Consider the following 24,194-nt stretch of genomic DNA (forward strand, 5'->3'; position numbering starts at 1 on the left):
CCCCGACTTCGGTCAGCAGTCTCTGCAGGCGCAGGACCCGGGTCTGTCGGCGCCGCGTCAGCGCGGCCGGGACGACGAGGACTTCGGGTCCCCGCGTCCGGCCGCGGACGACGGCTCGTATCACGCGGCGCTGCCCCCGCAGCCGCAGTCCGACGCGCTGCCGCCCGCGGCGGCCGCTCCCGGGGTCGGCGGCACGCCGCTGTACGACACCCTGGAGACGGACTGGTTCCGCGGCCCGCAGCAGGGCGGCAGGCAGCCGTCCGCCGAGCCGCAGGCTCCGGCCGTTCCCGGGCAGCCGGCCCCGGAGGAGCCCTCCGCTCCCGGCGCGCCGCAGCAGGCCGGAGACGACTCGGGTACCCCCACAAGCACCTGGCGCCCCTCGCCGAACGACGAACTCGTGCGGCAGGCGGAGCGGGCCAAGAAGCCCGCAGCAGGCGGAGTCACCACTTCCGGTCTGCCTCGCCGGGTACCTCGCGCGAACCTGGTGCCGGGCACCGCCCAGCAGCAGAACCACCAGTCCGGTCCTCAGGTGTCGCGTGCGCCCGACGATGTGCGCGGGCGGTTGACCAATCTCCGCCGGGGCATCCAGCAGGGTCGGCAGGCGAACGGCCAGTCGACCGGCAGTTTTCCACTCGGCCCCACTCACCAGCAGGAGCGTTAGTTGAGCCCGATGAGTCAGGCCGCGCAGAATCTGAACTGGTTGATCACCAACTTCGTGGACAACACCCCGGGGGTGTCCCACACGGTGGTGGTCTCCGCCGACGGACTCCTGCTGGCCATGTCCGAAGGTTTCCCGCGCGACCGCGCCGACCAGCTCGCGGCCGTCGCCTCCGGTCTGACCTCGCTGACCGCGGGCGCCTCCCGGATCTTCGAGGGCGGCGCCGTCAGCCAGACCGTGGTGGAGATGGAACGCGGGTTCCTCTTCCTGATGTCCATCTCGGACGGCTCCTCGCTGGCCGTGCTCGCCCACCCCGAGGCCGACATCGGCCTGGTGGGCTACGAGATGGCCCTGCTGGTGGACCGTGCCGGCACCGTCCTCACCCCGGACCTCCGAGCCGAGCTCCAAGGCAGCCTGCTGCTGTAGGCGACCGCGGACCGAGGCAGACTCGACCGACCCAGGTAACCCTCAACCCTCAACCGTCCGGCCGCCTAGAGCCCCCCACCGGCCTCTTCAGACGGCAAGCCGACACTCTGCTGTCACGCCCGGAGGATTCATGACCCCGCCACCCGCCTCATCCGATCCGTACGGCGCACTGCACCACGCGTCGTACGACGGTGAGGGCGACCAGCCGCTGGTGCGTCCGTACGCCATGACCGGCGGCCGGACCCGGCCCCGCTATCAGCTCGCCATAGAGGCGCTGGTCTCCACCACGGCCGACCCCGCGCACATGGCGACGCTGCTCCCCGAGCACCAGCGGATCTGCCACCTCTGCCGCGAGGTCAAGTCGGTCGCCGAGGTCTCGGCGCTGCTGTCGATGCCGCTGGGCGTGGCCCGGATCCTGGTCGCGGACCTGGCGGAAGCCGGCATGGTGGCGATCCACCAGCCGGGCAACGGAGAGGCCGGCGGCGCGCCGGATGTGACACTGCTCGAAAGGGTGCTCAGTGGACTTCGCAAGCTCTAGCGGCGGTGCGGCCCGCTCCACCACGTCGGCGAAGATCGTGGTGGCGGGCGGCTTCGGCGTGGGCAAGACCACGTTCGTCGGCGCCGTCTCGGAGATCAACCCGCTGCGTACGGAGGCCGTGATGACCGCGGCGTCCGCGGGCATCGACGACCTGACGCACACCGGCGGCAAGACGACGACCACCGTCGCGATGGACTTCGGCCGGATCACGCTGGACCAGGACCTGATCCTGTACCTGTTCGGCACCCCCGGCCAGGACCGCTTCTGGTTCATGTGGGACGACCTCGTCCGCGGCGCCATCGGCGCCGTCGTCCTCGTCGACACCCGCCGCCTCGCCGACTGCTTCCCCGCCGTCGACTACTTCGAGAACAGCGGCCTCCCCTTCGTCATCGCCCTCAACGGCTTCGACGGACACCAGCCCTACACCCCCGACGAAGTCCGCGAAGCACTCCAGATCGGCCCCGACACCCCGATCATCACGACGGACGCCCGCCACCGCGCGGACGCCAAGAGCGCCCTGATCACCCTCGTCGAACACGCCCTCATGGCACGACTCAAGTAGCTACAAGTCGGTAGTGCCATACGGTAGTTACCGGAAGCCGTCCACGGGGGCGGACTGTGTCCTTTGACACGATCCGCCCCCGTGTTCATAACGTTTCGACAGAGAATTGCCCCACGTTCGGCACCCGATGCGGTCAATCGGTGCCGCTGCGCTCACATGAGCCTCGCCTTTTGGCGGGGCTCGTTCTTTATGCCCGTTTTATTCAAGGCTTGGACTACTCGGAATGGCTGATTCCGACTGTTTGGAACGCGACCGGTCCACGTGCTGGAATTCGACGAACTTCTGATTAGTACGGCCCTGAACGAAACACGGCACACCGTAGGTGCCGACGCCGAGAGGTTGTTGGTCGAGTGAGGCGAAGCAAGGATGGCTCCGCGGCGCAGCCTGAGCGGGGCAACTTCACCCCGCCGTCGCGCGCCGCGGCATCGCCCGCCGACGCGTCCGCGACGACGCCGGCCGTCCGCGTCACCGGCCGGCTGGCCCCGCGCAACTGGCGGGTGCCCACCCGGCTGAACGCCATCCTCCTCATCCCCGTGGCGGTCGGTCTGGTCATGGGCGGCTTCCAGGTGAAGGGGTCGATCGACACCTGGCGGGAGGCCCAGAACGCCGAGCGGACCGCGCTGGTCGTCCGCGCCGCCTCCCAGTACGGCCAGGCGCTGCTCGACGAGCGCGACCTCTCGGCCCGGCCCCTGCTGTCGAACCGCCGCGACGACCCCGAGGTGGACCGGGTCCGGGCCGCCACCGACGCCGCGGCGGTCGCGTTCGACGAGGCCGTCAAGGACATGCCGCGCACCCAGGGCCTGGAACGCCGCCTGAGGCTGTTCCGCCTGGAGGAGCCGAAGCTTCCGGATCTGCGTAAGTCCGCCTACGCCGAGGGCATGGACCCGGTGAGGACGGAGGAGGGCTACGTCCAGGTGCAGCACTCCCTGATGGAGTTCTGCAACGAACTGGGCCTGGGCACCGGCAACATCACCAGCTACGGCCGTACGGTCTACGCGCTCGAACTGGCCAAGGCCGCAGAATCGCTTCAGCGCTCCATCGGCATGCATCTGCTGGTGCGGCCGAGCCAGGAGAACGCCACGTTCGACGCCCAGGTGAAGGCGTTCGGCTCGTACAGCTATCTGGAGCAGATCGCGGTCGGCGAGTTCGCTTCCGGCGGCACGGACGCCGACGCGGCCCGGCTGAAACAGGTGATGTCCGCCCAGTCGGCCGCCGGGGCGAAGAAGCTGAAGCAGGCGAAGGAGCGGGCGGACGCGGCGGGCACGCCCTTCGTGACCCCGCCCAGCGTCGACGGCTCGGTCTTCGACGGCATGGCCCAGCAGATCGCGCAGGGCAGGTCCCCCGAGAAACTGGCCGCCAAGGGCATCACGCCCGAGACCTGGATGGCCGCCGCCACCGCCAAGTTCGACGCCTACACCACGGTCGAGGACGAGCTCGTCGACAAGGCCGTGACCGAGGCGGCGGACATCTCGTCCGGCGCCCGGAACGACGCGGTCGTGAACGCCGCCGTGGTCCTCGTCGCGCTGCTGGCCGCCTTCGTGCTGGCCGGGCTGATGGCTCGCCAGATGAGCCGCTCCATGCGGGAGTTGCGCGCGGCGGCCTTCCAGATCGCGGAGCAGCGGCTGCCGTCGCTGGTCGACCAGCTGTCCCGCAACGACCCGGGCGTGGTCGACACCCGGGTCCGGCCGATCCCGATCGACAGCCGGGACGAGATCGGCGAGGTGGCCCGCGCCTTCGACCAGGTGCACCGCGAGGCGGTCCGGCTGGCGGCCGAGCAGGCCATGCTGCGGGGCAACGTCAACGCGATCTTCACCAACCTCTCGCGCCGCAACCAGTCGCTGATCGAGGGCCAGCTGACCCTGATCACGGATCTGGAGAACAACGAGGCCGATCCGGACCAGCTGGAGAACCTGTTCCGGCTGGACCATCTGGCCACCCGGATGCGCCGCAACGGCGAGAACCTCCTCGTCCTGGCCGGCGAGGAGCCCGGCCGCCGCTGGAACCAGCCGGTGCCGCTGGTGGACGTGCTCCGGGCCGCCTGCTCCGAGGTGGAGTCGTACGAGCGCATCGAGGTGTCCGGCGTCCCGGAGACCGAGATCCATGGCCGGGCCGTCACCGACCTGGTGCATCTGCTGGCCGAGCTGCTGGAGAACGCCACCACGTTCTCCTCCCCGCAGACCAAGGTGCGGATCACGGCGACACGGCTGCCCGACAGCCGCGTGGTGATCGAGATCCACGACAAGGGCATCGGCCTCACCCCCGAGGACTTCGCGGAGATCAACCACCGGCTGGCCAACCCGCCGACGGTGGACGCCGCGGTGTCGCAGCGGATGGGCCTGTTCGTGGTCGGCCGGCTCTCCGACCGCCACGGCATCCGGGTCCAGCTGCGTCCCTCGGGCGAGCAGGCGGGCACCACCTCGCTGGTCACCCTGCCGGAGGCGATCACCCACGGCGGCGGTGGCGAACCGGCCGAGGCGCAGGGCGACTTCACCGTCTCCTCGATCATTCCCGAGCAGCAGCCGGCCGAGCAGGGCGCGTCCCGGCCGCCGGTGCGCACGGCGGCGGAGCTCGGCTTCGACGACTCCCGCTACGAGCAGCAGCCGGCCGGGACCCCGTCGCTGGACCCGGTGGGCCGCTCGCTGATGCGCGAGGAGCGCCGGGCGGCGCTGGAGGCGCAGGCGGCCGGTGACCACCCGCGGTCCCCGCAGGAGCCGTACCCGGGCGCCGCGCCCTTCGGCGGCGGTCTCCCGGAGAGCGGCCACCCCGGGAACGGGTACGCCGAGGGCGGGTACGCCGGAAACGGGTACGCCGGGGGCGGCCACCAGGCGAACGGCCACCCCGGCGCCGGATACGCCGGAAACGGGTACGCCGGGGCCGACCACTCCGGGACCGGCCACGTCCCGGTCGGTCACCCCGAGGGCGGATACGCCGGGGACGGGTACCCCCAGGGGCAGGAGCAGTACGGGCAGCCCGCGTACGAGGGCGGCTACGCCTCCCACCCCGACCACGCCTCCCAGCCCGGCTACGCCTCCCACCCCGACTACGCGTCCCAGCCCGTTCGCACCGCCCCCGACGGCTACCCGGAAGCCGCCTATCCGGAAGCGGCATATGCGTCCGGCGCCGCCGCCCAGCCGTCCCCCGACGAGGGCTTCGCCGCCCGGCCCCAGCAGGACGAGTGGACGGAAGGGGACGTACCGCGGGAGTCCGGCGAGCCGTCCCCCGGGACCGAAGCGGAATCTGCTCCGAGCACCCCCGCCGAGCCGCGGGAACGCGTAGGCTTCAACCGTCCGGGCCCCACCCCGAACTCCGGCCACGAGCTCACCGATGCCGGTCTGCCGCGCCGGGGCGGTCAGCAGCACTGGCAGCCCACCGGCCGGCGGTCCACCGGCCTCGGCGACGACCGGCCGACCGCCTCGCAACAGCCGCTGCGGCAGGAGGAACTGCCGTCGCGTCAGTCGCCCGCGCGGCAGGACGGCAGCGGTTCCGACGACTGGCGTTCGACGAACGACGAGCGCCGGGAGCGGGCCGAGAAGCTCCGCGAGCCGAAGGCGGGCGGGGTCACCCCGTCCGGTCTCCCCCGGCGGGTGCCCAAGGCCAATCTGGTCGAGGGCACGGCGGAGCAGACACCGCAGGGCGGCCCCCAGGTCTCCCGCGCCCCCGAGGACGTCCGCGGCAGGTTGAGCAACCTGCGGCGGGGCGTGCTGCGGGGACGTAACGCGGGTTCGGACGCAAGTAACACCTACAACCAGGAGCGTTAGTGTGAGCCCGATGAGCCAGGCGGCGCAGAATCTGAACTGGTTGATCACCAACTTCGTGGACAACACCCCCGGGGTGTCCCACACGGTGGTGGTCTCCGCCGACGGACTCCTGCTGGCCATGTCCGAGGGATTTCCGCGCGACCGCGCCGACCAGCTCGCGGCCGTCGCCTCCGGCCTGACCTCGCTGACCGCGGGCGCCTCCCGGATCTTCGAGGGCGGCGCCGTGAACCAGACGGTGGTGGAGATGGAACGCGGGTTCCTCTTCATCATGTCGATCTCGGACGGCTCCTCGCTGGCCGTGCTCGCCCACCCCGAGGCCGACATCGGCCTGGTGGGCTACGAGATGGCCCTTCTCGTCGACCGCGCGGGCACCGTCCTCACCCCGGATCTCCGAGCCGAACTGCAAGGAAGTCTTCTTAACTAGTAAACGGACAGTGCGTTTCGCGCCACCGCGCCATAAGGTGCGGTGGCGCGGCCCCACTGGGTCGGGACCGGCAGGAGAAGGAGGAATCGTGACAACACCCCCAGACGGGCACCGGTACGACGGTGGCCAGGACGTGCCGGGTGAGCACGGGCACAACCCCTTCAACTTCCCCTCCGCACCCAGCGGACAGGGCGCACGACAGCCGTATCAGCCCTATCAGTGGCCGCAGCCGCCGCAGCAGCCCCACCACCCGCAGCAGCCGCGTCCACAACAGCACCGGCGACCGCAGGGCGTCCCGCAGGACCCGGCGTGGTCTCCGCAGGGGCCCGAGTGGCCTCCGCGGCGGCCGCACCGCCAGGAGCCGCCCCGCGCGCCCCGCGTCCAGCCCGTCCCGCCGCGGCAGGCTCCCGAGCCGGCAGCCCCCGCCGCGCACAATCCGCTCGTCCGTCCGTACGCCATGACCGGCGGCCGGACCCGACCGCGCTACCAACTCGCGATTGAGGCGTTGGTCAGTACCACGGCCGATCCGTCGCGGCTGCAAGGGCAGTTGCCCGAGCATCAGCGGATCTGCCGGTTGTGCTTCGAGATCAAGTCGGTGGCCGAGATTTCGGCACTGCTCTCGATACCGCTCGGCGTCGTCCGGATCCTCGTAGCCGACCTGGCAGAGGCCGGACTCGTCGCCATCCATCAGCCCGGCGGCGACGAGTCCGCCGGCGGCCAGCCAGATGTGACACTGCTCGAAAGGGTGCTCAGTGGACTTCGCAAGCTCTAGCGGCGGAGCAGCCCGCTCCACTACCTCGGCGAAGATCGTGGTGGCAGGGGGCTTCGGCGTGGGTAAGACCACGTTCGTCGGTGCCGTCTCGGAGATCAACCCGCTGCGCACCGAAGCCGTGATGACGTCCGCCTCCGCGGGCATCGACGATCTGACGCACACCGGGGACAAGACCACCACGACGGTGGCGATGGACTTCGGCCGGATCACGCTGGACCAGGACCTGATCCTGTACCTGTTCGGCACCCCCGGCCAGGACCGCTTCTGGTTCATGTGGGACGACCTCGTCCGCGGCGCCATCGGCGCCGTCGTCCTCGTCGACACCCGCCGCCTCGCCGACTGCTTCCCCGCCGTCGACTACTTCGAGAACAGCGGCCTCCCCTTCGTCATCGCCCTCAACGGCTTCGACGGACACCAGCCCTACACCCCCGACGAAGTCCGCGAAGCACTCCAGATCGGCCCCGACACCCCGATTCTCACCACGGACGCCCGCCACCGCGCGGACGCCAAGAGCGCCCTGATCACCCTCGTCGAACACGCCCTCATGGCACGACTGCGCTGATGCCGCGGCCGTGGCCGGAAGGGGAGCGCGCCGAGCCGGCCGCCCCCTCCGGCCGCGGCCCGGTCCCGTCCCGGGCCTCCCCCGGGCCGGGTCCGTACGGCGCGGCGACGCGCCGCCCCTGACGCGCCGATGCCCCGCACTCCTCCGGGAGTACGGGGCATCGGCGCGTCGTGGTGTCCGTCAGCACTGCCAGGAGTGCGGGGCGCGGAAACCCGGGCTGCGTTCCAGCCGGCGCCAGCCGGCGGTGCTGCGGCCCCGGTGGGCGGGGGCGGCGGCGGGCTGGGCGGCGGCGCGGGCCAGCAGGACCGCGGTTATCGCGGCCAGCTCCTCGGGGTCGGCGAGACCCTTCTCGACGCGCAGCACGGAATCGGCGGCAGTGCTCATGGGTGGTTTCTCCGTCTTCTCGGCAGGTCTTCGCGTGCTCGGCGGTCCCGTGGCGGGCCCGGCGGCGCCGGGGCGGCGCCCGCGGGGTTACTGCGGGGGGTTGCCGTGCTTGCGGGACGGCAGGTCGGCGTGCTTGGTGCGGAGCATGGCGAGCGAGGCGATCAACACCTCGCGGGTCTCGGCGGGGTCGATGACGTCGTCGACCAGGCCGCGCTCCGCCGCGTAGTACGGGTGCATCAGTTCGGCCTTGTACTCCTTGACCATGCGGGTCCGCATGGCGTCGGGGTCCTCGGCGTCGGCGATCTGCCGACGGAAGATGACGTTCGCGGCGCCCTCCGCACCCATCACGGCGATCTCGTTGGTCGGCCAGGCGTACGTCAGGTCCGCACCGATGGACTGGCTGTCCATCACGATGTACGCGCCGCCGTAGGCCTTGCGCAGGATCAGCGAGATCCTCGGCACCGTGGCGTTGCAGTACGCGTAGAGCAGCTTCGCCCCGTGCCGGATGATTCCACCGTGCTCCTGGTCGACCCCGGGCAGGAAGCCGGGTACGTCCAAAAGAGTGATGATCGGGATGTTGAAGGCGTCACACATCTGGACGAAACGGGCCGCCTTCTCGGACGCCTCGATGTCCAGCACGCCGGCGAGGACCTGCGGCTGGTTCGCCACGATGCCGACGACCTGGCCGTCCATCCGGGCCAGGGCGCACACGATGTTGCGGGCCCAGCGCTCGTGGATCTCCAGGTAGTCGCCGTCGTCGACGAGCTCCTCGATCACCTTGTGCATGTCGTACGGGCGGTTGCCGTCGGCCGGGACCAGGTCCAGCAGCACGTCGCCGCGCCGGTCGGCCGGGTCGTCGGCGGCCACGACGGGCGGGTTCTCGCGGTTGTTGGAGGGCAGCAGGCCGAGCAGGTACCGGACCTCGGCGATGCAGGTCTCCTCGTCGTCGTACGCGAAGTGGCACACGCCCGAGGTCTCGGCGTGCACGTCCGCGCCGCCGAGGCCGTTCTGGGTGATCTCCTCGCCCGTGACCGCCTTGACCACGTCCGGGCCCGTGATGAACATCTGCGAGGTGTCGCGGACCATGAACACGAAGTCGGTGAGCGCCGGGGAGTAGGCGGCGCCGCCGGCGCACGGGCCGAGCATCACGCTGATCTGCGGGATGACGCCCGAGGCCTTGGTGTTGCGCTGGAAGATCCCGCCGTACCCGGCGAGCGCGCTGACGCCCTCCTGGATGCGCGCGCCCGCGCCGTCGTTCAGCGACACCAGCGGGGCGCCCGCCGCGATCGCCATGTCCATGATCTTGTGGATCTTGGTGGCGTGGGCCTCGCCCAGGGCGCCGCCGAAGATCCGGAAGTCGTGCGCGTAGACGAAGACCGTGCGGCCGTCGACCGTGCCCCATCCGGTGATCACACCGTCCGTGTGGGGCTTCTTCTGCTCCAGGCCGAACCCGGTCGCGCGGTGCCGGCGCAGCTGTTCGACCTCCCGGAACGATCCCGGGTCGACCAGCAGCTCGATGCGCTCACGCGCCGTCAGCTTGCCCTTGGCGTGCTGCGCCTCGGTCGCCCGCTCACTCGGTCCGCGACGGGCCTGCTCGCGCAGCGCCAGCAGCTCGGCCACACGGCCACGGGTGTCACTCGGCTCGCCCGGGGTTTCGTCCACAACGGTCATGTACCGACACTACGAACCCGGGCAAGCAAATCCCGCCGTCGACTCCGTACAGTCTCCCGACCCGATTCCTGGCGAAGCCTGACAGTGCGCGGACGGCATGCAGGCGAAGTACCAGCTTCCACCCGGCTCGCGTTATGGGAACCCTACAAAAGCCCGGAGTGGTCTGCCCCACACCGCTGTCAGCCTCGCGGTGTGGTCCGGTCGGGCGTCCCGCCCCTCCGGGGCGTCCGCGGCGGCGGCCGGTGCGCGAGCCGTGCTCCGCACGCCGGAGGCGGTGCGGCGCGTACGAGCGTACGCGCCGCACCGCCTCCGCCCACGCCCGGGGCGCCGGGCGTCCCGGGCGTGGGCGGAGGCTAGGGGGGTGTCTGACACATACCTGCGGCGTCGCGGGGTCCTTCTCCCGCACTCATTTATCAGACACCCCCTAGCGGACCTCGCAGCGCAGGGTGCCGCCGGCCGTGCCGGGCCGGACCCTCAGCACCAGTCGCCTGCCGGTGGCGAGCACCTCGACGCCGGGGCCGGCGGAGACGACCTCGCGCACCGGCCGCTCCCAGGTGAGGTCCACCGGGGCGCCGGTCCGGTCGGGTCCGCTGACGCACAGCGTCGTGGTGCGTCCCCGCTCCCGTACGAGCACGCTCGCCGGGGCGGTGGCGGCGAGCGGGCCGGCCGCGCCCGGCTGCCAGAAGTTGGCGGCGGTGACGCCCAGCGAACGGACGGCGACGGCCTGGACGGCGGCGGTGTTGGCGAGCACGGTCAGCCACTTCCGTTCGGCCGCCCGGACGGTGACGGCACGGCGGGTCGCGCCGGGCATCAGCAGGTAGGCGTAGTCGGCGTCGACCGGGTCGGTGCCGTGGTCGAGCCAGAGGGTCTGGTAGCGGCGGGTGCGGCGCTCGGTGGAGCTGGTGGTGTTGATGTCGTACCAGGCGCCGGTGCGGTCCTCGCGCAGGGTGCGCAGTGCGGCGGCGCCGCCGGGGAACACCCAGCCGCCGTGGCCGTCCAGGTGGGCCCAGCGGGGTGCGCGGCCCGCCTCCGTGGTGAACGCCGCGGCGCCGTTCTCGCCGATCATGCGGTTGTCGACGATCGTCTCGACGGGCGCGGCGTCGGTGCTGGTGATGCCGGCGCCGAGGCAGACGACGGCGTCGTCGAGGCAGAACCACGACTTGCGGGCCTCCAGGGTCGAGCCGAGGCCCTTGAGGTGCTGGCCGACCGCCGCGAACTCGCCGTCGGTGGCCCCGCCGACCCAGCTCACCGCGGGCTTGGCCGCGCCCCATTCGCCGCCCGCCCGGTCGGCGAGCCGCTTGGTGGAGACGGTGGTGCCGGGCAGGCGGTAGGGGTCGACGGTGGGCCAGAACCAGTCGGTGTACTGGTCGCCCTGCCGTTCGCCGGGCCACCAGTAGAGCATCCCGGCGCCGGTGTGCCACCCGCGCGGGTTCTCGCCGTTGCCGCACTCGTAGTACGAGATCCGCCTGGACGCCATGGAGATGCCCGCGGCCCAGTCCCGGCGGCGGTGCACGGCGCGGTCCATGCCCGCGAAGAGGTGGTGGCCGACCCGCTCGGGCGCGGCGCGCACGGCATCGGCCTGGACGGCGTGCAGCCGGGAGAGGTCCGCGATGCCGTACTGGCGGGCGCCGAGGACGGGGCTGGTCCGGTCCCGGGCGATCCAGCCTTTGATCATGCCGTGCCAGCGGTCGCGCTCCGCCGCCGTGGCCCCCTGGGCGAGGAGCGCGATGCCCGCGATGATCCCCTGCCCGTGGAAGTGGTCGCCGCGCAGCACCTGGAGGTCGTCGCTCTTGAGCAGCCCCCGGCTGATGGCCCGGCCGTTGACGCTGTCCATGACGAGGCCGTTGTAGATCAGCGGCGCGTAGGCCTTCTCGACGCTGTCCAGGATGATCTGCCGGTTCGGGTCGGTGACCGCCCAGGTCGATCCGGCGAGCAGCGCGAAGAGGCGGCCGAGGCCGTCCAGCATGACCTGGCCGTAGGTGCCGGAGTAGGCGATGGTGGTGTGCTGGATGAACGATCCGTCGGCGTACAGCCCGTCCCCCGAGGTGACGTACGGGAAGACGGGCGACAGGGCGTCCCGGGCCAGCTCGATCTTGGCGGGGACCCGGCCGAGGACGCCGCGCATGACGACGGAGCGGCACAGGTCGACGCGGTTGGCCCCGGTGGAGGTGCCGCTGTAGTCGCGGAGCACGGAGTCGGGGATGAAGTGGTCGACGGCGGCGCAGGCGGCCTCGACGCGGTCCGCGCCCAGTCGTTCGTACAGGACGGCGGTGATGTCCATGAGGATGCGCGGGCTGCCGATCTGCCATTCCCACCAGTTGCCGGACGGGGTGGCGGAGGCGTGGTAGGCGGTCGCGGCGAGGTGGTCGTAGCCGCGCACGATGTCGGCGAGCAGCGCGGCGTCGCCGGTGGAGCCGGTTCCGGGCTGGGCGTACGCCTGGGTCATCGTCCACAGCCTGCTGTACGCCTGGGTGATGCCGGCGGGCGGGTCGTACGGGGCGTCCGGCCACAGCGAGCCGGGCCGCAGGTCCATCGACGCCCGGAACGCGCGGGCCCGGGTGCCGAGGTCGGCGAGGCGGGCGGCGTAGGGCTCGGCGGTCGCCTCGAAGCCGGTGCCGAGCGTGATGACGTTCCATCGTGCGCGCAGGTCGTCGAACTCGTCGGCGCCGGCGGCGCCGGTCGCGGTCGGCGCGGGCACGGCCGTGGTGGACGCGGACGCCGCGGCGGCCGTGCCGGGGACGGCGACGGCCAGGGCGGCGCCCGCCGAGAGGCCGAGCAGGGTGCGGCGGGACCATTCGGGCGGGGTGGGCATGTGCGGCTCCGTTCTTCGGGGGTCGTGGGGGTGTGGGGGTGGGGAGGGCGGGGCGGACGGCCGCCGGGCGGCGCGCCCGCCCCGGGTTCCGGGGGCGGCTCAGCCTCCGCAGTGGAAGCGGGCGTCGCCCCAGTCCGCGTGGTCGTTGCCGTTGCCGTCGCCGCCGTCGTCGACGATCAGGTCGACGTACCGGGCGCCGGTGAGGTCCGCGGTGAGCCGCCACGGGCCGTCGGCGGCCTTCAGCACCGGCGACTTGACCTTCTCGGCGCCGTCGGCGGCGACGGCGAACCGCACGCTGCCGCGCGTGGTCTGGATGTCGTCGACGCCGACCTCGGCGGTGAAGGACGTGCAGTTCCCGCCCAGGTAGTAGCGGATCCGGGCCGGGGCGTGGCTGCCGAGGCCCTTGGCGTAGACGGTGCCGCCGAGGGTGAGCGGGGTGCCGTCGCCGCTGCCCTGTTCGCCGTTGGAGAGGTCGCGTTCGACAGGCCCCCAGCCGTTCTCGGCGGACACCCAGTCCAGGTCGCTCGCCCAGCTGTCGGTGGTGGGCGGGGGCGGCAGGGTCCGTACGGAGGTCTGCGCGCCGAGCGTGCGCCGGGCGCCGCCGACCGCGTAGGACGCCTGTGAACCCAGCTGGTACGTCCGGTACTCGGCGTCCGCGGGCGGGGTGACCCGCCAGCTTCCGGTGACCTCGGCGCCCGGCGCGACCGAGTCGAAGGCCACGGCCCCGGCGGGCTCGGCCCGCCAGCCCTCGGGGACGGTCAGGCCGAGCGCGACTCCGGTCGCCGCCGTCGCCTCGTGGTTGGCGAAGCTCGCCCGGACGGTGGTGGGGGCGCCCGGTTCCAGGGCCCCTGCGGCCGGGGCGAGGGCGAGCGTGCCGCAGGCGGCGCGCTCGTCGGCCGGGGCCGGGCCGAGGTCGGTCACGGTGAACGCGTCGAGCACGAAGTCGGCGCCGTCGGGGGCGTCGGCGCGCTTGCGCAGCCCGGTCCAGGCGTCGCCGCAGCCCGCTGTGACGGTCTCGGCGAAATGCCCGGTGGTGCGCTGCTGCCCGATCGGGGTGGACCGGGTCTCGACCGAGCGGGGCGTGCCGCCGGCGGCGATCCGGTCGTAGCCGTCGACCCACTGGTAGGCCCCGGCGTGGCTGGACTGGTAGTCGTACTCCACGCGGTAGCGGTGGCCGTCGGTCATGGGCACGGTCCAGGGCGCGGTGCGGTAGACCAGCCCGGCATTCTCCTCATGGGACTTGAGGGATTCGCGGCCGCCGATCACGTCGTCGACGAGCTTCCCGTTCCAGCCGGCCTGGGTGTACGGGGCGTGCAGCCGGGAGACGACGGTGCGGGGGTCGGTGGAGCCGCCCGCGTCGCCCTTGAGGAACGGGCCCCAGCCCTGGTCGACGTCCTCGAAGTCCTCGTGCACGACGGTGTTCTTCCTGGTCGCCGGGGCGTTGGCGACGACGCGCACGTCGTCGGCGCGGACGCTCGCGGCGCTGCCCCCGGCCGCCTCGACGCGCAGGGTGGCGCGGCCGTTCGCGGGGGCGGTGAAGTTCACCTTGGCGCGCTGGAAGTAGGTGCCGTGCCAGTCGGACGCGGCGACCTGGTCCTTGACGGTGGAGCGGTCGACGGAGACGGACGTCCGGCCCGCCCTGCCGTCCACCGAGAGGGTGGTGCGGCGGGTCTTCCCTGGCTCGACCTCGATGAGCGCGGAGGCGGTGTAGCGCTTGCCGGGGGTGAGACCGTCGACGCGCTGTTCGACCGCCGCCGCGGAACTCCCGCCGAGCAGGGCGCTGTTGCGGCCCTGCCCGTCGGTGTCGCGGGTGACGTTCCCGGTCTTCGACCAGGAGCCGAGCCGGGCGTCGTTGAAGCCGGGGTCGTCGACCGGGGTGCCCTCGCCCCAGCGCGGGTCGGCGGCCTTCGGCGCCCGGTCCGGATAGAGGACGTAGGGCTGTCCGGCCTCCGCGGTCAGCGTGATCCGCCCGCCGACGGGCCTGACCTCGCCGGTCTTCACGCGCCCGTTGTCGGTGAGCTTGTAGACGGTGTACGCGCCCGTGGACGGCACGGCCCAACTGGTGCTGCCGCCGCTCTTGTTGTAGTGGTAGAGCTTTTTCCCGCCGTCCCAGGGCAGCAGGTAGTCGGCGCCGCTGAGGACCTTGCGGCCGTGGTCGTAGAAGGTGCGCCTGCCGTCCTCGACGGCGCCCCGCAGGCCGCCGGTGAAGGTGATGTCGTCCCCGTCCCAGCGGGTGATCTTCTGCTGCTGGAGGAACTTGGCGGGCAGGTCGCGCTGCCAGACGTTGTCGTAGAAGGCGTTCCAGTCGGTCTCGCCGGTCCAGCCCTCGAACTCGGCGATGGCGGTCTGGCCGAGGACCGGGTCGTCGTTCCAGGTGTCCCGCTCGCCGTTGCGGATGAAGCGGATGATCTTCGAGTTGAGCCCCTTGTTGGTGGCGCCGCCGTAGTCGAGGTCGTTGGCCCAGTGCGACCAGAGGGTGCCGCGCTCGAACTTGTCGGACCACTCGCTGCCGACGCGCCAGCCCTGCTTCCGCAGGGTCTGGAGGGTCTTGTCCGCGATCCAGCCGTGCGTGTAGTAGACGTCGATGTAGAGGAAGCTCAGATTGCGGTCGGTCTCGTCGCGCAGCTGCTGCAGACGCCGGGCCAGATCACCGCTGTTGAGGTCGCGGCGCTGGTCGATGTAGTAGCTCTGGCCGAGCCAGTTCCAGCCGGGCCTGGTCTTGTCGACGAGCTGCTCGTCGAACTCCCTGGCCTCCGGGTACGCCTCGGTGGCATTGACGTGGACGCCAAAGGCGGCGCCCCACTTCTTGCCCTTCTTCAGCAGGGAGTTGAGATCCTTCAGCCCGCCGGCGCGCTCGTTGTAGTCGCCGCCGTAGTCGGGGTGGGCGGAGTCGTGCCCCTCGGAGGCGTACCCCTTGAGCAGCGCCAACTGCCCCAGCCCGTCCGTCGCGAGGGAGATCCGCTTGACGTCGTCGAGGGTGCGCAGGAAGGGGTGGGTGGCCTGGCTGGCGAAGTTGAACGGGATGTGGGTGATGACCCGGTCCGGGGTGTCCTCGCTGCCGGGCGCGGTGATGCCGATGGTGCGGAACGCGATGGCGCCGTCCTGCCAGTCGACCCGGTGGTCGCCGTTGGCGTCGGGGGTGACGACGACCTTCGCCCAGGGCAGGTCGTCGCCGCTCTCCGGTCTCGGCGCGCCCTCGCCCCGGTAGGTCCACTGCCCGGACCAGACGCCGACCCGCACCCCGCCGCCGTTCCCGTCCCTGCGGGCCTGGTGCCAGAACCGGGCCTTGTCGCCCGCGGCGGCCCCGGAGGGCTTGTCGTACGAGGAGTTGGACTCGACGGCCGCGGCGAGCGAGCCGGTGTTGACGAGGGCGTACGAGGCGCCGACGGGCGCCGCGTCCGGGGCGGTGCCCGCGGTGACCGGAGCGAAGACGTCGGCGGTCCGGGTGGAGTCGGTGTCCAGCCGGGTGAAGGCGGTGGCCGCCCCGGTGTCGGCGGAGCCGACGGAGACCAGGTCGTGGCCGGGTATGTCGATGGTGCCGACGCGGTGGGCGGCGGTGTCGCGGACGGCCGTGATCCTGAAGGTGGTGGCGCGTCCGGCGACGGAGAGCGAGGCGTCGATCTCGACGCCGGGCAGGTCGGGGAAGACGAGCGTGTAGCGGGCGGTGGCGCCGCCGACGCGGGGCGCGCCCTTGAGCCGTACGGGATACGGGGTGCCGTCGAGGGTGACGGAGGTGACCGGCCGGGTGCTGCCCAGCAGCCGGGCCCCGCCGGCCTTGTCGGTGTACGCCAGGACGCGCGGGAAGTCGTCGGCGACGGCGACGGCGAGTTGCGCGGATGCGATGACGGCGGCGTCCGCCGGCACACCCGCCGCCCCGGCCGCGACGGCCGGGGGCGCGGCGACGGCCGAGGCGGGGAGAGCGGCCCCCATCAACGCCAGTACTGCGGCTGAGGCGGCGGCTGTGGCGCCCGCCGAAGTGAATCTTCGCGACATGTGCACTGCGTAGTCCCCGCCCCCGGACACCGTCAATGACCTGCGACGACTCCGTGCGCTCCAGTCCAACAACCACGTCACGTAAGTCCAAGTGACGCTGCGTGTCCCACGCCGCGGCGCCCCCGACGGCGGGGGGCGGGTTGGCGGACGGCGGGGGCAGGGGACGACGGGGGCCAGGGGGCGGCGGGCGGGAACGGCAACGGGCGGACGGCGGGGGGCCAGGGGACGGCGGGCGGACGGCGAGGGACGGCGGGGGACGGCGGGCTCCTCCCCCTACCAGCGGACGGCCGTGAAGTCGATCGGCCGGGGCCGCAGCAGCCCCGTGCGTTCCGCCAGCGCGCACAGCCGCCGTGACATCTCGTCGGCTTCCAGGCGGTGCCGGTCGCCGTGCCCGGGCAGCACCCATTCGAACCGCAGACGCCCGGCCGTCCGCACCAGGGAGGCGGCCAGCTCCTCGATGGAGTACCAGGTCACGCTCTCCGCGACCTCCAGGTCCCCGGTCGTCCGCGACCAGTAGAAGCTGTCGCCGCTGAAGCAGTACCGGTCGTCCGCGAGGTAGAGCACACTGCCCGGGGTGTGGCCGGGGAGCGGATGGGCGGTGACGCCCTCGCCGATCTCGACGGGGTCCAGCCCCCGGATGACCTGGTCCGCGTCCGGCGCGAATTCGAGGTCGCCCTCGTGGATCCACAGCCGGGCCCCGAAGTGGTCCGCGTACTGACGCCCATGCGCGACATGGTCGCGGTGGGTGAGCAGCACATCGGTGACGGGCCCCGACTCCTCGTACCGCTCGGCGAGTCGGGGACTCCAGCGCGGGGTGTCGATCATCATGACCGTGCCGGAGGGCCGCAGGAGGAGATACGAGTTGGCCCCTGCGGTGCGCCGGGAGTTGTGCCCACACACCAGGACGCCGTCGTCCAGGGCCATCGGGAACGGGTCCAGCGCCGGGTCGATCCGCCCCGACGCGGGACGGATCGAGCGGGTGTGACAGGCGAAGACGGCGGCGTGTAAGCGCCGCGCCTCCGCCTCGTCGCCCGGTTGCCGCAGAATCCGCGACGCCCCGCCCTCCTCACTGATCAGATCGGGTGCGAACTGCCGGGCGACGTCGCAGTTGGTGCAGCGATCGTCCACGTACCAGTCGTCCACGGCCGGGCTCCTTCCACTTCCACATCCGCTGCCACGGGAGGCGACCCCGCCGAGGGGCCGCCCCTCCAGGGATATCCGACGCCCGGCCCGAACCGGTAGACCGCGAGCCCGCCACGCCCGGGCCGGCCGCGCTCATGGCCTACGGACTCATGGCCTACGGCTCACGCCCGTCGCCACCGGCCGCCGGACCGGCGGCCCATGGAACGGGGCGGTGCGCTCGACGACGGAGGAGACCCCCGGCCCGCGAGCCGGGCCGGAACCGCGTACCGCGAACTCGCACCAGACCACCTTGCCGGGGTTCCGCTCCCCCACCCCCCACTCGTCCGCCAGCGCCGTCACCAGCAGCAGCCCCCGCCCGCTCTCGGCCACGCCCAGGGCCTCGGGGTCGGCCGGGCACACCTCTCCGTGGCCGCTGTCATGCACCTCGACGCGCAGCACGCCTGCGGCCGGATCCAGCCGCAGGCGGACGAGAAACCCACGGCCGGGCGGAACTCCGTGCAGCAGCGCGTTGGTGGCGAGTTCGCTCACGCAGAGCAACACGTCGTCGATACGTGACTCGCACATCCAGTCGGTGAGCGCCCGGAGCACGAACTGTCGTACGAGCGGCACGGATCGCCGTTCACGGCGGTGGAAGGACTCGCGGAATCGGGAGAGTTGAGTTGCTTCATTCACACCATCAAGGTCACACAAGGTCACTAACGTTGATCAGCGTGTGAGGCCGGACATCGCACACGTACGGCACGCACCGGGTCAGTCAGGTTTCACAACGGGGAGAGGCAGTCCATGCAATCGGCGAAGAAGAGCAAGCGGATCACGTCCTGGCACCTGATCGGCGCCCAACTGGCGACGTTCCGCAAGGCGGCACGCATGACGCAGTCGGCGCTGGCCGACCGGTGCTGCGTGGGCGAGGACACCATCGCGTCGATCGAACAGGGACGCAGGCCGCTCCAGGCCGACTTCGCGGTCCAGCTCGACGAACTGCTGCAGACCAAGGGGGTGTTGCAGGTCGCGGTGGCGAAGGTGCCGAAGAAGGAGCGGTTCCCCGCGTTCGTCCAGGACTTCATCGACTACGAGCAGGACGCGCTGACGCTGCTCGGGTATGAAAGCCAAGTAGTACCGGGGCTCCTTCAGACCGAGGAGTACATCCGGTTCCTCTTCTCCTGCCTCTTCCCGCCCCTCGAAGGGGATGAGCAGGAAGAATGGGTGACCGGCCGACTCGACCGACAGAGGCTCCTCGAACGCAAGCCGCGGCCCATGCTGCACTTCATCCTGGAGGAGAGCGTCCTCCGTACTGAGCTCGGAGACCAGGCCATAATGCGACGGCAGATCGCACACCTGCGCCGCTGCATGCAACTCCCCTTCCTGGGGCTCCAGATCATGCCGATGAAGCTGCCGAAGCACGCCGGGCTCTCGGGCCCCATGGTGCTGCTGGAGACCCCCGACCACGACCACCTCGCCTACGTCGAGGGGCAGCTGACCAGCTACCTGCACGAGGACCCGGACGACGTCAGTGCGCTCCAGCAGAAATATGGGATGCTTCGTTCGCAGGCGCTCTCTGTCGAGGAAAGCGCACGCCTACTGGACGAACTGCTTGGAGAGAAATGACCCGCGCAGCATCCCCGGCTCCCCACTCCACCGCTCTGGCCTGGTTCAAGTCCAGCTACAGCACCGACCAGGGCGGCAACTGCGTCGAAGTCGCCTATGACTGGCACAAGTCCAGCTACAGCGGCCCCCAGGGGGGCAACTGCGTCGAGGTGGCCGCCCACCCCGCCGCCGTCCACATCCGCGACTCCAAGGTCACCGACGGCCCCGTCCTCACCGTCCAGCCCGCCACCTGGACCACCTTCATCACCGCCGCCACCACCGTCTGACAACTCTCCGCCCTCGGCCCGCTGTTCGGGCCGATGCACCGGTGTGCGGGCAGCAACATCCGGTCAGTCGCTGAGTCCCAGCCGCAGCGCGAAGACCCCGATGACGGTGCCGGTGACACGATCGAGGATCTTGCGCGCACCGGGTTTGCGCAGCCACGCGCTCAGTGCGGTCGCGGAGGCGATCAGGACACCCGACCAGATCAGCCCCAGCACGATGTGGACGACGGTCAGCAGCAGCCCCATCGAGAAATGCGGCGCACCCGCCGGAATGAACTGGGGCAGGACCGCGACGTAGAAGACGCCCATCTTCGGGTTGAGCAAGTTGGTCACCGTGCCTTGCCGCCATCCTCCGACCAACGTGTCGGCTCCGGCACGGGCCTCGGCCGGATCGATGGTGGGCCGCTCCTGGCGGAAGGTGTCGCGGATCATGCGGACGGCCATCCAGAGCAGGTACGCTACACCGGCCCAGCGCAGGATCTCGTAGGCGACGTGCGAAGCGGTGAGCAGTGCGGTCACCCCGAGGGAGGTGAGAGCGCCCCAGATGAGGGTTCCGGTCTGAATCCCGAGGACGACCCCCCAAGCCCGGGTCCTGCGGCCCAGGCCGGCGGTACGCAGGATGAGGGCCGTGTCGAGGCCGGGAGTGAGGGTGAGGAGCCCTACGACGAGGGCGAAGGACCACAGCGCGGTGCTTATTGCCATGGAATGCCAGCCTATCCCGGAACGCGCACTCCAACGGCTCCGAGCCGACCGTGCGATACGTCACCGGAGTCCGCGCACTGAACACACCCGGAGTGCGGACGATTACCATCGGCATCATCACGGCGGACGGGAGCGCAGGACCCGCATTCTCCTCCGCCCTCCGCCCAGAGCTCCGGACAGCCCCTTGGAGGGTTCACATGATCCGCGCAGCACACCTGGCTCCCCGCACCACCGCCCTGGCCTGGTTCAAGTCCAGCTACAGCGGCCCCCAGGGCGGCGACTGCATCGAAGTCGCCTACGACTGGCACAAGTCGAGCCACAGCACCGACCAGGGCGGCAACTGCGTCGAGGTGGCGGCCCACCCCGCCGCCGTCCACATCCGCGACTCCAAGGTCACCGACGGCCCCGTCCTCACCGTCCGGCCCACCACCTGGACCACCTTCATCATCACCGCAGCCAGGCTCTGACCACGCTCCCCCGCGCAACGGCACCGCCACCGTCCGCCTCATCCCGCTCACCCTGACTCCGACCCCTGGCCACGGCGTCTCCCCTTTCGACGCAGACGCGTCCGCGAACCTGACGTACTCGATTCCCTCTCCCTCCGATACGCCCTGCTGCCGCTCACGCCGGTACCTATGAAGATCACCCACGCGACAATCGCCGCCTTTACGGTCGAGGTACCCGCCAGGCCAAGCGCGCTCGCCGCCTTCGACTCCGCGATGCCAACTACGCATCAAAGAATCGCCCAAGCAATGAGACGCTGCTCGCGAGCTGGCCGAGGAAGTCGAGGATCCCCCCGGCCGACGGGGGTCGGGGCGATGAGTACTCCCAGGTCGCACGCGCTTCCACCATCGCGTACTTCATCGCCGGTCCACGCCTCCGCCGGCCGCGTCTTCGAGGCTGGCCAGGCATCGGTCAGCTCGGGAGCAACCCCACGACATGGGATGTGACGGAGCAGAACCAGGCCGCTCCGGCGGGGGTGCGGGTCGCGTGGGGGGCGACGCCGTGGTCAGGGCAGAGTGGCCAGACGAGGTGGTCCCGATCAGCGAGGAAGCACTGCACACCCTCCGCGGTCTCGACGGAGATGTCGACCGGGTCGACACCCCGCACTCTCTCGTTGCCGACGGCGAGCCGACCGGTCGGCTCCCGCCCGCTGGGCGGCTCGCAGAACACGGGTACGTCGAGGGCGCGGCCCGTATCCCGGCGCACCTGCGCGAGCAGCGCGGCGACCGTTCGGTCGGCGAGGACGCGCCGGTGTGTGCACAGGAGAGGAGCGAAGCGGGCGGCCGGCGTGGCGCCGTTGCGCGTGAAGGTGGCCCAGAGGAAGCCAAGGACCTCTGGTGAGTCGAGATAGTCCGCGAGGTCGGTGTCGAGCTCGTCGGAGAGCACACGGAGCCAGGCCCGGAACGCCGGGTCGTCCGCTGCCGAAATGGGTTCTGTAGACATATCGCTCCGCCGTGGGTCAGGAGTAGCGGCCCCCACCACCGAAGTTCTGCCCCACGCTCCAGGCGTACCGCCGCCCGCCTCGCGTCTCCGTGCCTCACGCGGAGAACATCACCAAGTCACCGATGATGGTGCCTCTGGTGGCGGTGCAGCCCAGGACTGGGGCTGCCGCCGTCGAGGTGAGGGACTCGCGGTTGGTGCGGCTGCGGAGAAGCCCAAGGGCCGCCCGGTTTCTTCCGTGAAATCTCTTTCGAGATGCGAGTGTCTTCCGCATCGGCCCAGAGAGTTATCAATTCCCGTTTTTATGGGATCTCTTCGCCTTGGAAGTCGTCCAAATATCCTCAATGATCAGGGTAGCCAGAATGATGGCGTAAGCCGCTGAGAGGAGGGACCACCAGGACCCCCAGGACGCGAGAGTGAAAATTAACCCCCCTATCATGAATACAATTTTCCCAGACCGATCCCCTGTCCAGCTTCGCTCCATGCCGCCCACCCCGCCCATCTAAATTAGAGAAACTCAGTCGGCGGGGGTCCACGGGGCCGCGTACGTCCATGGAACGCGGCCCCGCGTCCGTGCGTCAGTCGGCCTTGCGCATCAGCAGGTGGCCCCGGCGGAACCGTTCCCCCTCGCCGGGCTCGCGCAGCATTCGGCCGGTCTCGACGAACCCGGCCCGGCTCGCGAGCGCCGCGAGGGCCTCGACCGGCCACCGGTAGGCCGTCGTCACCTTGTGGTCGAAGGCCGTGACCGCCGGCTCGTCCTCCGACTCGAAGAAGGCGAGCAGCAGGTGTCCGCCGGGCGCGAGCACCCGCCGGAACTCGTCGAAGTACGCGGGCAGTTCCTGCGGCGGGGTGTGGATGACCGAGTACCAGGAGAGAATGCCGCCCAGTTCTCCGTCGGGCAGGTCCAGGGCGTGCATGGAACCGACCTCGAACCGCAGGTCCGGGTAGGCCTCGCGGGCCAGGCCGATCATCACCGGCGACAGGTCGACGCCGAAGACGTCCAGGCCGAGGTCCCGCAGGTGCGCGGTCACATGGCCCGGTCCGCATCCCAGCTCGGCCACGGGCCCGGAACCCTCGGCGGAGCCCGCGAGTTCGGCGAACGCGGCGAGCAGGGCGCGGTCCAGCGGAAAGGCGTCGAGCGCGTCGCGGGCGAGTTCGTTGTAGAGGTCGGCGACGGCCCCGTAGGCGTCCGCCGTCCTGAGAAGGTGCGTGGAAGTCTCGGTCACGAGGGAGAAGACTAGGCAGTTTCGTTTGGATCAGTCGATCGTTGGTCCGGGTGTGCCGTTGACTGTCCTGCGGTGGGCGCGGATTGAGCCGTTGCTCCCGGACCGGATGCCGAAGCGGGGTGGCCGCCGGCGGGACCACCGTGAGGTGATCGACGCGATCGCCTACAAGTTCCGGACCGGAACGCAGTGGGTGCATCTGCCGGAGAAGTACGCAGAAGAGGGCCCGGCCGGACTCCATATCGCGGGCATCTTTCTCTGGTCCGCCCGGTGAGCCAAACGAAACCGCCTAGCGTCTGGGGCCGGGAAGGCTCGCCGGTTCAGGGACGGCGAAGGTTCAGGCCCGGTCCTTCGCCCCAGCGCGCATTCACGGTCACCGCATGGGCGGCCTGCGTATCCAGGAAGAGGCCACGCTACGCGAGCTGCTGTGGGGATGGGGCCAAAGCATTCACGGTGAGAGGAGTCAACCAGTGGATCTCCAGGTCCTCGCGCAGGTAGTCCATGCGAGTCGCCTGGAACCGGACGAGGTCGGGCTGGGCAAGGTGATTGCGCAGATCGGCCCGGGAGCGCCACAGCTCGTAGAAGACCAGCGTGGTGGGGTCGGAGGCATCGCGGTGCACCTGGTACTGCCAGGCGCCCGGCTCGGCACGGGTCGGCTCGACGAACGAAAGCAGCAGACGTTCCAGTTCCTCTGCGCGTTCCGGGCGGGGGCGGGCGAATCCGTAGATGCCGATGGGGCCGCTTCCCTCAGGTATGACGATGTTCATACCTAGGAAGTTAGCGATACATCCAGGTACGATGCAAGTCATACCTGAAGGGGGATCATGGACCTTGGCAAAGTGTTCGCCGCGCTCGCGGACGACTCCCGGCGGAGGATGATCGCCGAACTCGCGACCGATCCCGAAGATCAGGAGCGCGCCTGCGGGTCGTTCGACCTGTCGGTGAAGAAGGCCACACGCACTCACCACTTTCGAGTTCTGCGGGAGGCGGGTCTGGTGGCGCAGCGCGATCACGGCAACGGAAGCACATTGAGGCTGCTCAGGACGGACATCGAGAAGCACTGTCCCGGCCTGCTGCAGCTCCTCGTGACCGAGCTCGGCCAATCGGGCGAACGTAAAACCAGTTCATGACCTGGCGGCCGATCGCGGGTGCTGGGGCCGCGGGCGGGGGTCGAGGGAACCGGGCCGTGTTGGCGCGGGCACGCCGGACGGCGTCTACAGGGCCTGCTCCGGGTGCCGGTCGCAGGCCGATCCGA

22 protein-coding genes and 1 pseudogene are annotated in these 24,194 nt (G+C 71.0%); 13 read left to right on the top strand and 10 right to left on the bottom strand.

Annotated elements, in window-relative coordinates:
* The 8 genes and pseudogenes from WA762_RS28935 to WA762_RS28970 form a co-directional block, all read left to right on the top strand.
* A pseudogene (locus WA762_RS28935) lies at window positions 1-661 on the top strand (histidine kinase); the annotation flags it as partial.
* Window positions 662-670: 9 nt separating this feature from the next.
* The gene (locus tag WA762_RS28940; RefSeq protein WP_335939574.1) at window positions 671-1,084 is read left to right on the top strand and encodes a roadblock/LC7 domain-containing protein; all 414 of its coding nucleotides are present in this window, start codon (window positions 671-673) and stop codon (window positions 1,082-1,084) included.
* Between the two features lie 130 nt (window positions 1,085-1,214).
* A complete protein-coding gene (locus tag WA762_RS28945) occupies window positions 1,215-1,622 on the top strand; it encodes a DUF742 domain-containing protein (protein WP_073784783.1) in 408 nt (135 codons plus the stop codon).
* The gene (locus tag WA762_RS28950; RefSeq protein WP_335939480.1) at window positions 1,603-2,184 is read left to right on the top strand and encodes a GTP-binding protein; all 582 of its coding nucleotides are present in this window, start codon (window positions 1,603-1,605) and stop codon (window positions 2,182-2,184) included. The genes WA762_RS28945 and WA762_RS28950 overlap by 20 nt, the downstream gene beginning before the upstream one ends.
* Window positions 2,185-2,534: 350 nt before the next feature.
* Entirely contained in the window at window positions 2,535-5,942 is a 3,408-nt protein-coding gene (locus WA762_RS28955) for a sensor histidine kinase (RefSeq protein WP_335939482.1), read from the top strand.
* A gap of 10 nt (window positions 5,943-5,952) precedes the next feature.
* Complete coding sequence (locus tag WA762_RS28960; RefSeq protein ID WP_026057603.1) at window positions 5,953-6,366, top strand: roadblock/LC7 domain-containing protein; 414 nt, start codon at window positions 5,953-5,955, stop codon at window positions 6,364-6,366.
* An 88-nt stretch (window positions 6,367-6,454) separates the two neighbouring features.
* Window positions 6,455-7,138 carry a DUF742 domain-containing protein gene (locus tag WA762_RS28965; RefSeq protein ID WP_335939489.1) on the top strand — a complete coding sequence of 228 codons (684 nt, stop codon included), beginning with the start codon at window positions 6,455-6,457 and terminating at the stop codon, window positions 7,136-7,138.
* Window positions 7,119-7,700 (top strand): GTP-binding protein, encoded by a 582-nt coding sequence (locus WA762_RS28970; RefSeq protein WP_014048542.1) that lies wholly within the window; start codon window positions 7,119-7,121, stop codon window positions 7,698-7,700. The genes WA762_RS28965 and WA762_RS28970 overlap by 20 nt, the downstream gene beginning before the upstream one ends.
* 180 nt (window positions 7,701-7,880) lie before the next feature.
* Here the strand turns inward: WA762_RS28970 and WA762_RS28975 are convergent, their stop codons facing one another.
* The 6 genes from WA762_RS28975 to WA762_RS29000 form a co-directional block, all read right to left on the bottom strand.
* Window positions 7,881-8,084, bottom strand: a complete 204-nt coding sequence (locus WA762_RS28975; protein WP_335939498.1) for an acyl-CoA carboxylase subunit epsilon — start codon at window positions 8,082-8,084, stop codon at window positions 7,881-7,883.
* An 87-nt stretch (window positions 8,085-8,171) separates the two neighbouring features.
* A complete protein-coding gene (locus WA762_RS28980) occupies window positions 8,172-9,755 on the bottom strand; it encodes an acyl-CoA carboxylase subunit beta (protein WP_335939500.1) in 1,584 nt (527 codons plus the stop codon).
* Between the two features lie 424 nt (window positions 9,756-10,179).
* Window positions 10,180-12,567, bottom strand: a complete 2,388-nt coding sequence (locus WA762_RS28985) for a polysaccharide lyase 8 family protein (protein ID WP_335939501.1) — start codon at window positions 12,565-12,567, stop codon at window positions 10,180-10,182.
* 99 nt (window positions 12,568-12,666) lie between these two features.
* On the bottom strand, window positions 12,667-16,560 hold the full coding sequence (locus WA762_RS28990; RefSeq protein ID WP_335939502.1) for an endo-alpha-N-acetylgalactosaminidase family protein: 3,894 nt from the start codon (window positions 16,558-16,560) through the stop codon (window positions 12,667-12,669).
* 273 nt (window positions 16,561-16,833) lie between these two features.
* The gene (locus WA762_RS28995) at window positions 16,834-17,703 is read right to left on the bottom strand and encodes an MBL fold metallo-hydrolase (protein ID WP_335939503.1); all 870 of its coding nucleotides are present in this window, start codon (window positions 17,701-17,703) and stop codon (window positions 16,834-16,836) included.
* 147 nt (window positions 17,704-17,850) lie between these two features.
* On the bottom strand, window positions 17,851-18,375 hold the full coding sequence (locus WA762_RS29000) for an ATP-binding protein (RefSeq protein WP_335939505.1): 525 nt from the start codon (window positions 18,373-18,375) through the stop codon (window positions 17,851-17,853).
* Between the two features lie 111 nt (window positions 18,376-18,486).
* Here WA762_RS29000 and WA762_RS29005 point away from each other — a divergent pair, with 111 nt between their 5' ends.
* Both WA762_RS29005 and WA762_RS29010 read left to right on the top strand, forming a co-directional pair.
* A complete protein-coding gene (locus WA762_RS29005; protein ID WP_335939507.1) occupies window positions 18,487-19,308 on the top strand; it encodes a helix-turn-helix domain-containing protein in 822 nt (273 codons plus the stop codon).
* Entirely contained in the window at window positions 19,305-19,574 is a 270-nt protein-coding gene (locus WA762_RS29010; protein ID WP_335939509.1) for a DUF397 domain-containing protein, read from the top strand. Before WA762_RS29005 ends, WA762_RS29010 begins: the two co-directional genes overlap by 4 nt.
* Before the next feature lie 63 nt (window positions 19,575-19,637).
* Here WA762_RS29010 and WA762_RS29015 read toward each other — a convergent pair whose 3' ends face one another.
* Window positions 19,638-20,273: a LysE family translocator gene (locus tag WA762_RS29015; RefSeq protein ID WP_335939511.1), complete on the bottom strand. Its 636-nt coding sequence runs from the start codon at window positions 20,271-20,273 to the stop codon at window positions 19,638-19,640.
* A gap of 197 nt (window positions 20,274-20,470) precedes the next feature.
* Between WA762_RS29015 and WA762_RS29020 the strand changes: the two genes are divergently transcribed.
* The gene (locus tag WA762_RS29020; RefSeq protein ID WP_335939512.1) at window positions 20,471-20,740 is read left to right on the top strand and encodes a DUF397 domain-containing protein; all 270 of its coding nucleotides are present in this window, start codon (window positions 20,471-20,473) and stop codon (window positions 20,738-20,740) included.
* A gap of 448 nt (window positions 20,741-21,188) precedes the next feature.
* Here WA762_RS29020 and WA762_RS29025 read toward each other — a convergent pair whose 3' ends face one another.
* On the bottom strand, window positions 21,189-21,719 hold the full coding sequence (locus tag WA762_RS29025) for a hypothetical protein (protein ID WP_335939513.1): 531 nt from the start codon (window positions 21,717-21,719) through the stop codon (window positions 21,189-21,191).
* Between the two features lie 575 nt (window positions 21,720-22,294).
* Window positions 22,295-22,942: a class I SAM-dependent methyltransferase gene (locus WA762_RS29030; RefSeq protein ID WP_335939515.1), complete on the bottom strand. Its 648-nt coding sequence runs from the start codon at window positions 22,940-22,942 to the stop codon at window positions 22,295-22,297.
* Window positions 22,943-22,994: 52 nt separating this feature from the next.
* Between WA762_RS29030 and WA762_RS29035 the strand changes: the two genes are divergently transcribed.
* Window positions 22,995-23,213: a transposase gene (locus tag WA762_RS29035; protein WP_335939576.1), complete on the top strand. Its 219-nt coding sequence runs from the start codon at window positions 22,995-22,997 to the stop codon at window positions 23,211-23,213.
* A 139-nt stretch (window positions 23,214-23,352) separates the two neighbouring features.
* On the opposite strand, the gene WA762_RS29040 is transcribed toward WA762_RS29035, so the two are convergent.
* Window positions 23,353-23,706 (bottom strand): putative quinol monooxygenase, encoded by a 354-nt coding sequence (locus WA762_RS29040; protein WP_335939517.1) that lies wholly within the window; start codon window positions 23,704-23,706, stop codon window positions 23,353-23,355.
* Between the two features lie 57 nt (window positions 23,707-23,763).
* Between WA762_RS29040 and WA762_RS29045 the strand changes: the two genes are divergently transcribed.
* A complete protein-coding gene (locus WA762_RS29045) occupies window positions 23,764-24,069 on the top strand; it encodes an ArsR/SmtB family transcription factor (protein ID WP_335939520.1) in 306 nt (101 codons plus the stop codon).
* The last annotated feature ends 125 nt before the right edge of the window (window positions 24,070-24,194 follow it).

It is taken from the genome of Streptomyces tyrfis, from assembly GCF_037034285.1.
In the GTDB taxonomy this organism is placed as follows: domain Bacteria; phylum Actinomycetota; class Actinomycetes; order Streptomycetales; family Streptomycetaceae; genus Streptomyces.

What these genes read in the sequence shown, in the direction of transcription:
- WA762_RS28940 (WP_335939574.1), top strand. Translation starts at nt 671, where the DNA reads ATGAGTCAGGCCGCGCAGAATCTGAACTGGTTGATCACCAACTTCGTG.
- WA762_RS28945 (WP_073784783.1), top strand. Translation starts at nt 1,215, where the DNA reads ATGACCCCGCCACCCGCCTCATCCGATCCGTACGGCGCACTGCACCAC.
- WA762_RS28960 (WP_026057603.1), top strand. Translation starts at nt 5,953, where the DNA reads ATGAGCCAGGCGGCGCAGAATCTGAACTGGTTGATCACCAACTTCGTG.
- WA762_RS28975 (WP_335939498.1), bottom strand. Translation starts at nt 8,084, where the DNA reads ATGAGCACTGCCGCCGATTCCGTGCTGCGCGTCGAGAAGGGTCTCGCC.
- WA762_RS28980 (WP_335939500.1), bottom strand. Translation starts at nt 9,755, where the DNA reads ATGACCGTTGTGGACGAAACCCCGGGCGAGCCGAGTGACACCCGTGGC.
- WA762_RS28985 (WP_335939501.1), bottom strand. Translation starts at nt 12,567, where the DNA reads ATGCCCACCCCGCCCGAATGGTCCCGCCGCACCCTGCTCGGCCTCTCG.
- WA762_RS28990 (WP_335939502.1), bottom strand. Translation starts at nt 16,560, where the DNA reads ATGTCGCGAAGATTCACTTCGGCGGGCGCCACAGCCGCCGCCTCAGCC.
- WA762_RS29005 (WP_335939507.1), top strand. Translation starts at nt 18,487, where the DNA reads ATGCAATCGGCGAAGAAGAGCAAGCGGATCACGTCCTGGCACCTGATC.
- WA762_RS29010 (WP_335939509.1), top strand. Translation starts at nt 19,305, where the DNA reads ATGACCCGCGCAGCATCCCCGGCTCCCCACTCCACCGCTCTGGCCTGG.
- WA762_RS29015 (WP_335939511.1), bottom strand. Translation starts at nt 20,273, where the DNA reads ATGGCAATAAGCACCGCGCTGTGGTCCTTCGCCCTCGTCGTAGGGCTC.
- WA762_RS29020 (WP_335939512.1), top strand. Translation starts at nt 20,471, where the DNA reads ATGATCCGCGCAGCACACCTGGCTCCCCGCACCACCGCCCTGGCCTGG.
- WA762_RS29025 (WP_335939513.1), bottom strand. Translation starts at nt 21,719, where the DNA reads ATGTCTACAGAACCCATTTCGGCAGCGGACGACCCGGCGTTCCGGGCC.
- WA762_RS29040 (WP_335939517.1), bottom strand. Translation starts at nt 23,706, where the DNA reads ATGAACATCGTCATACCTGAGGGAAGCGGCCCCATCGGCATCTACGGA.
- WA762_RS29045 (WP_335939520.1), top strand. Translation starts at nt 23,764, where the DNA reads ATGGACCTTGGCAAAGTGTTCGCCGCGCTCGCGGACGACTCCCGGCGG.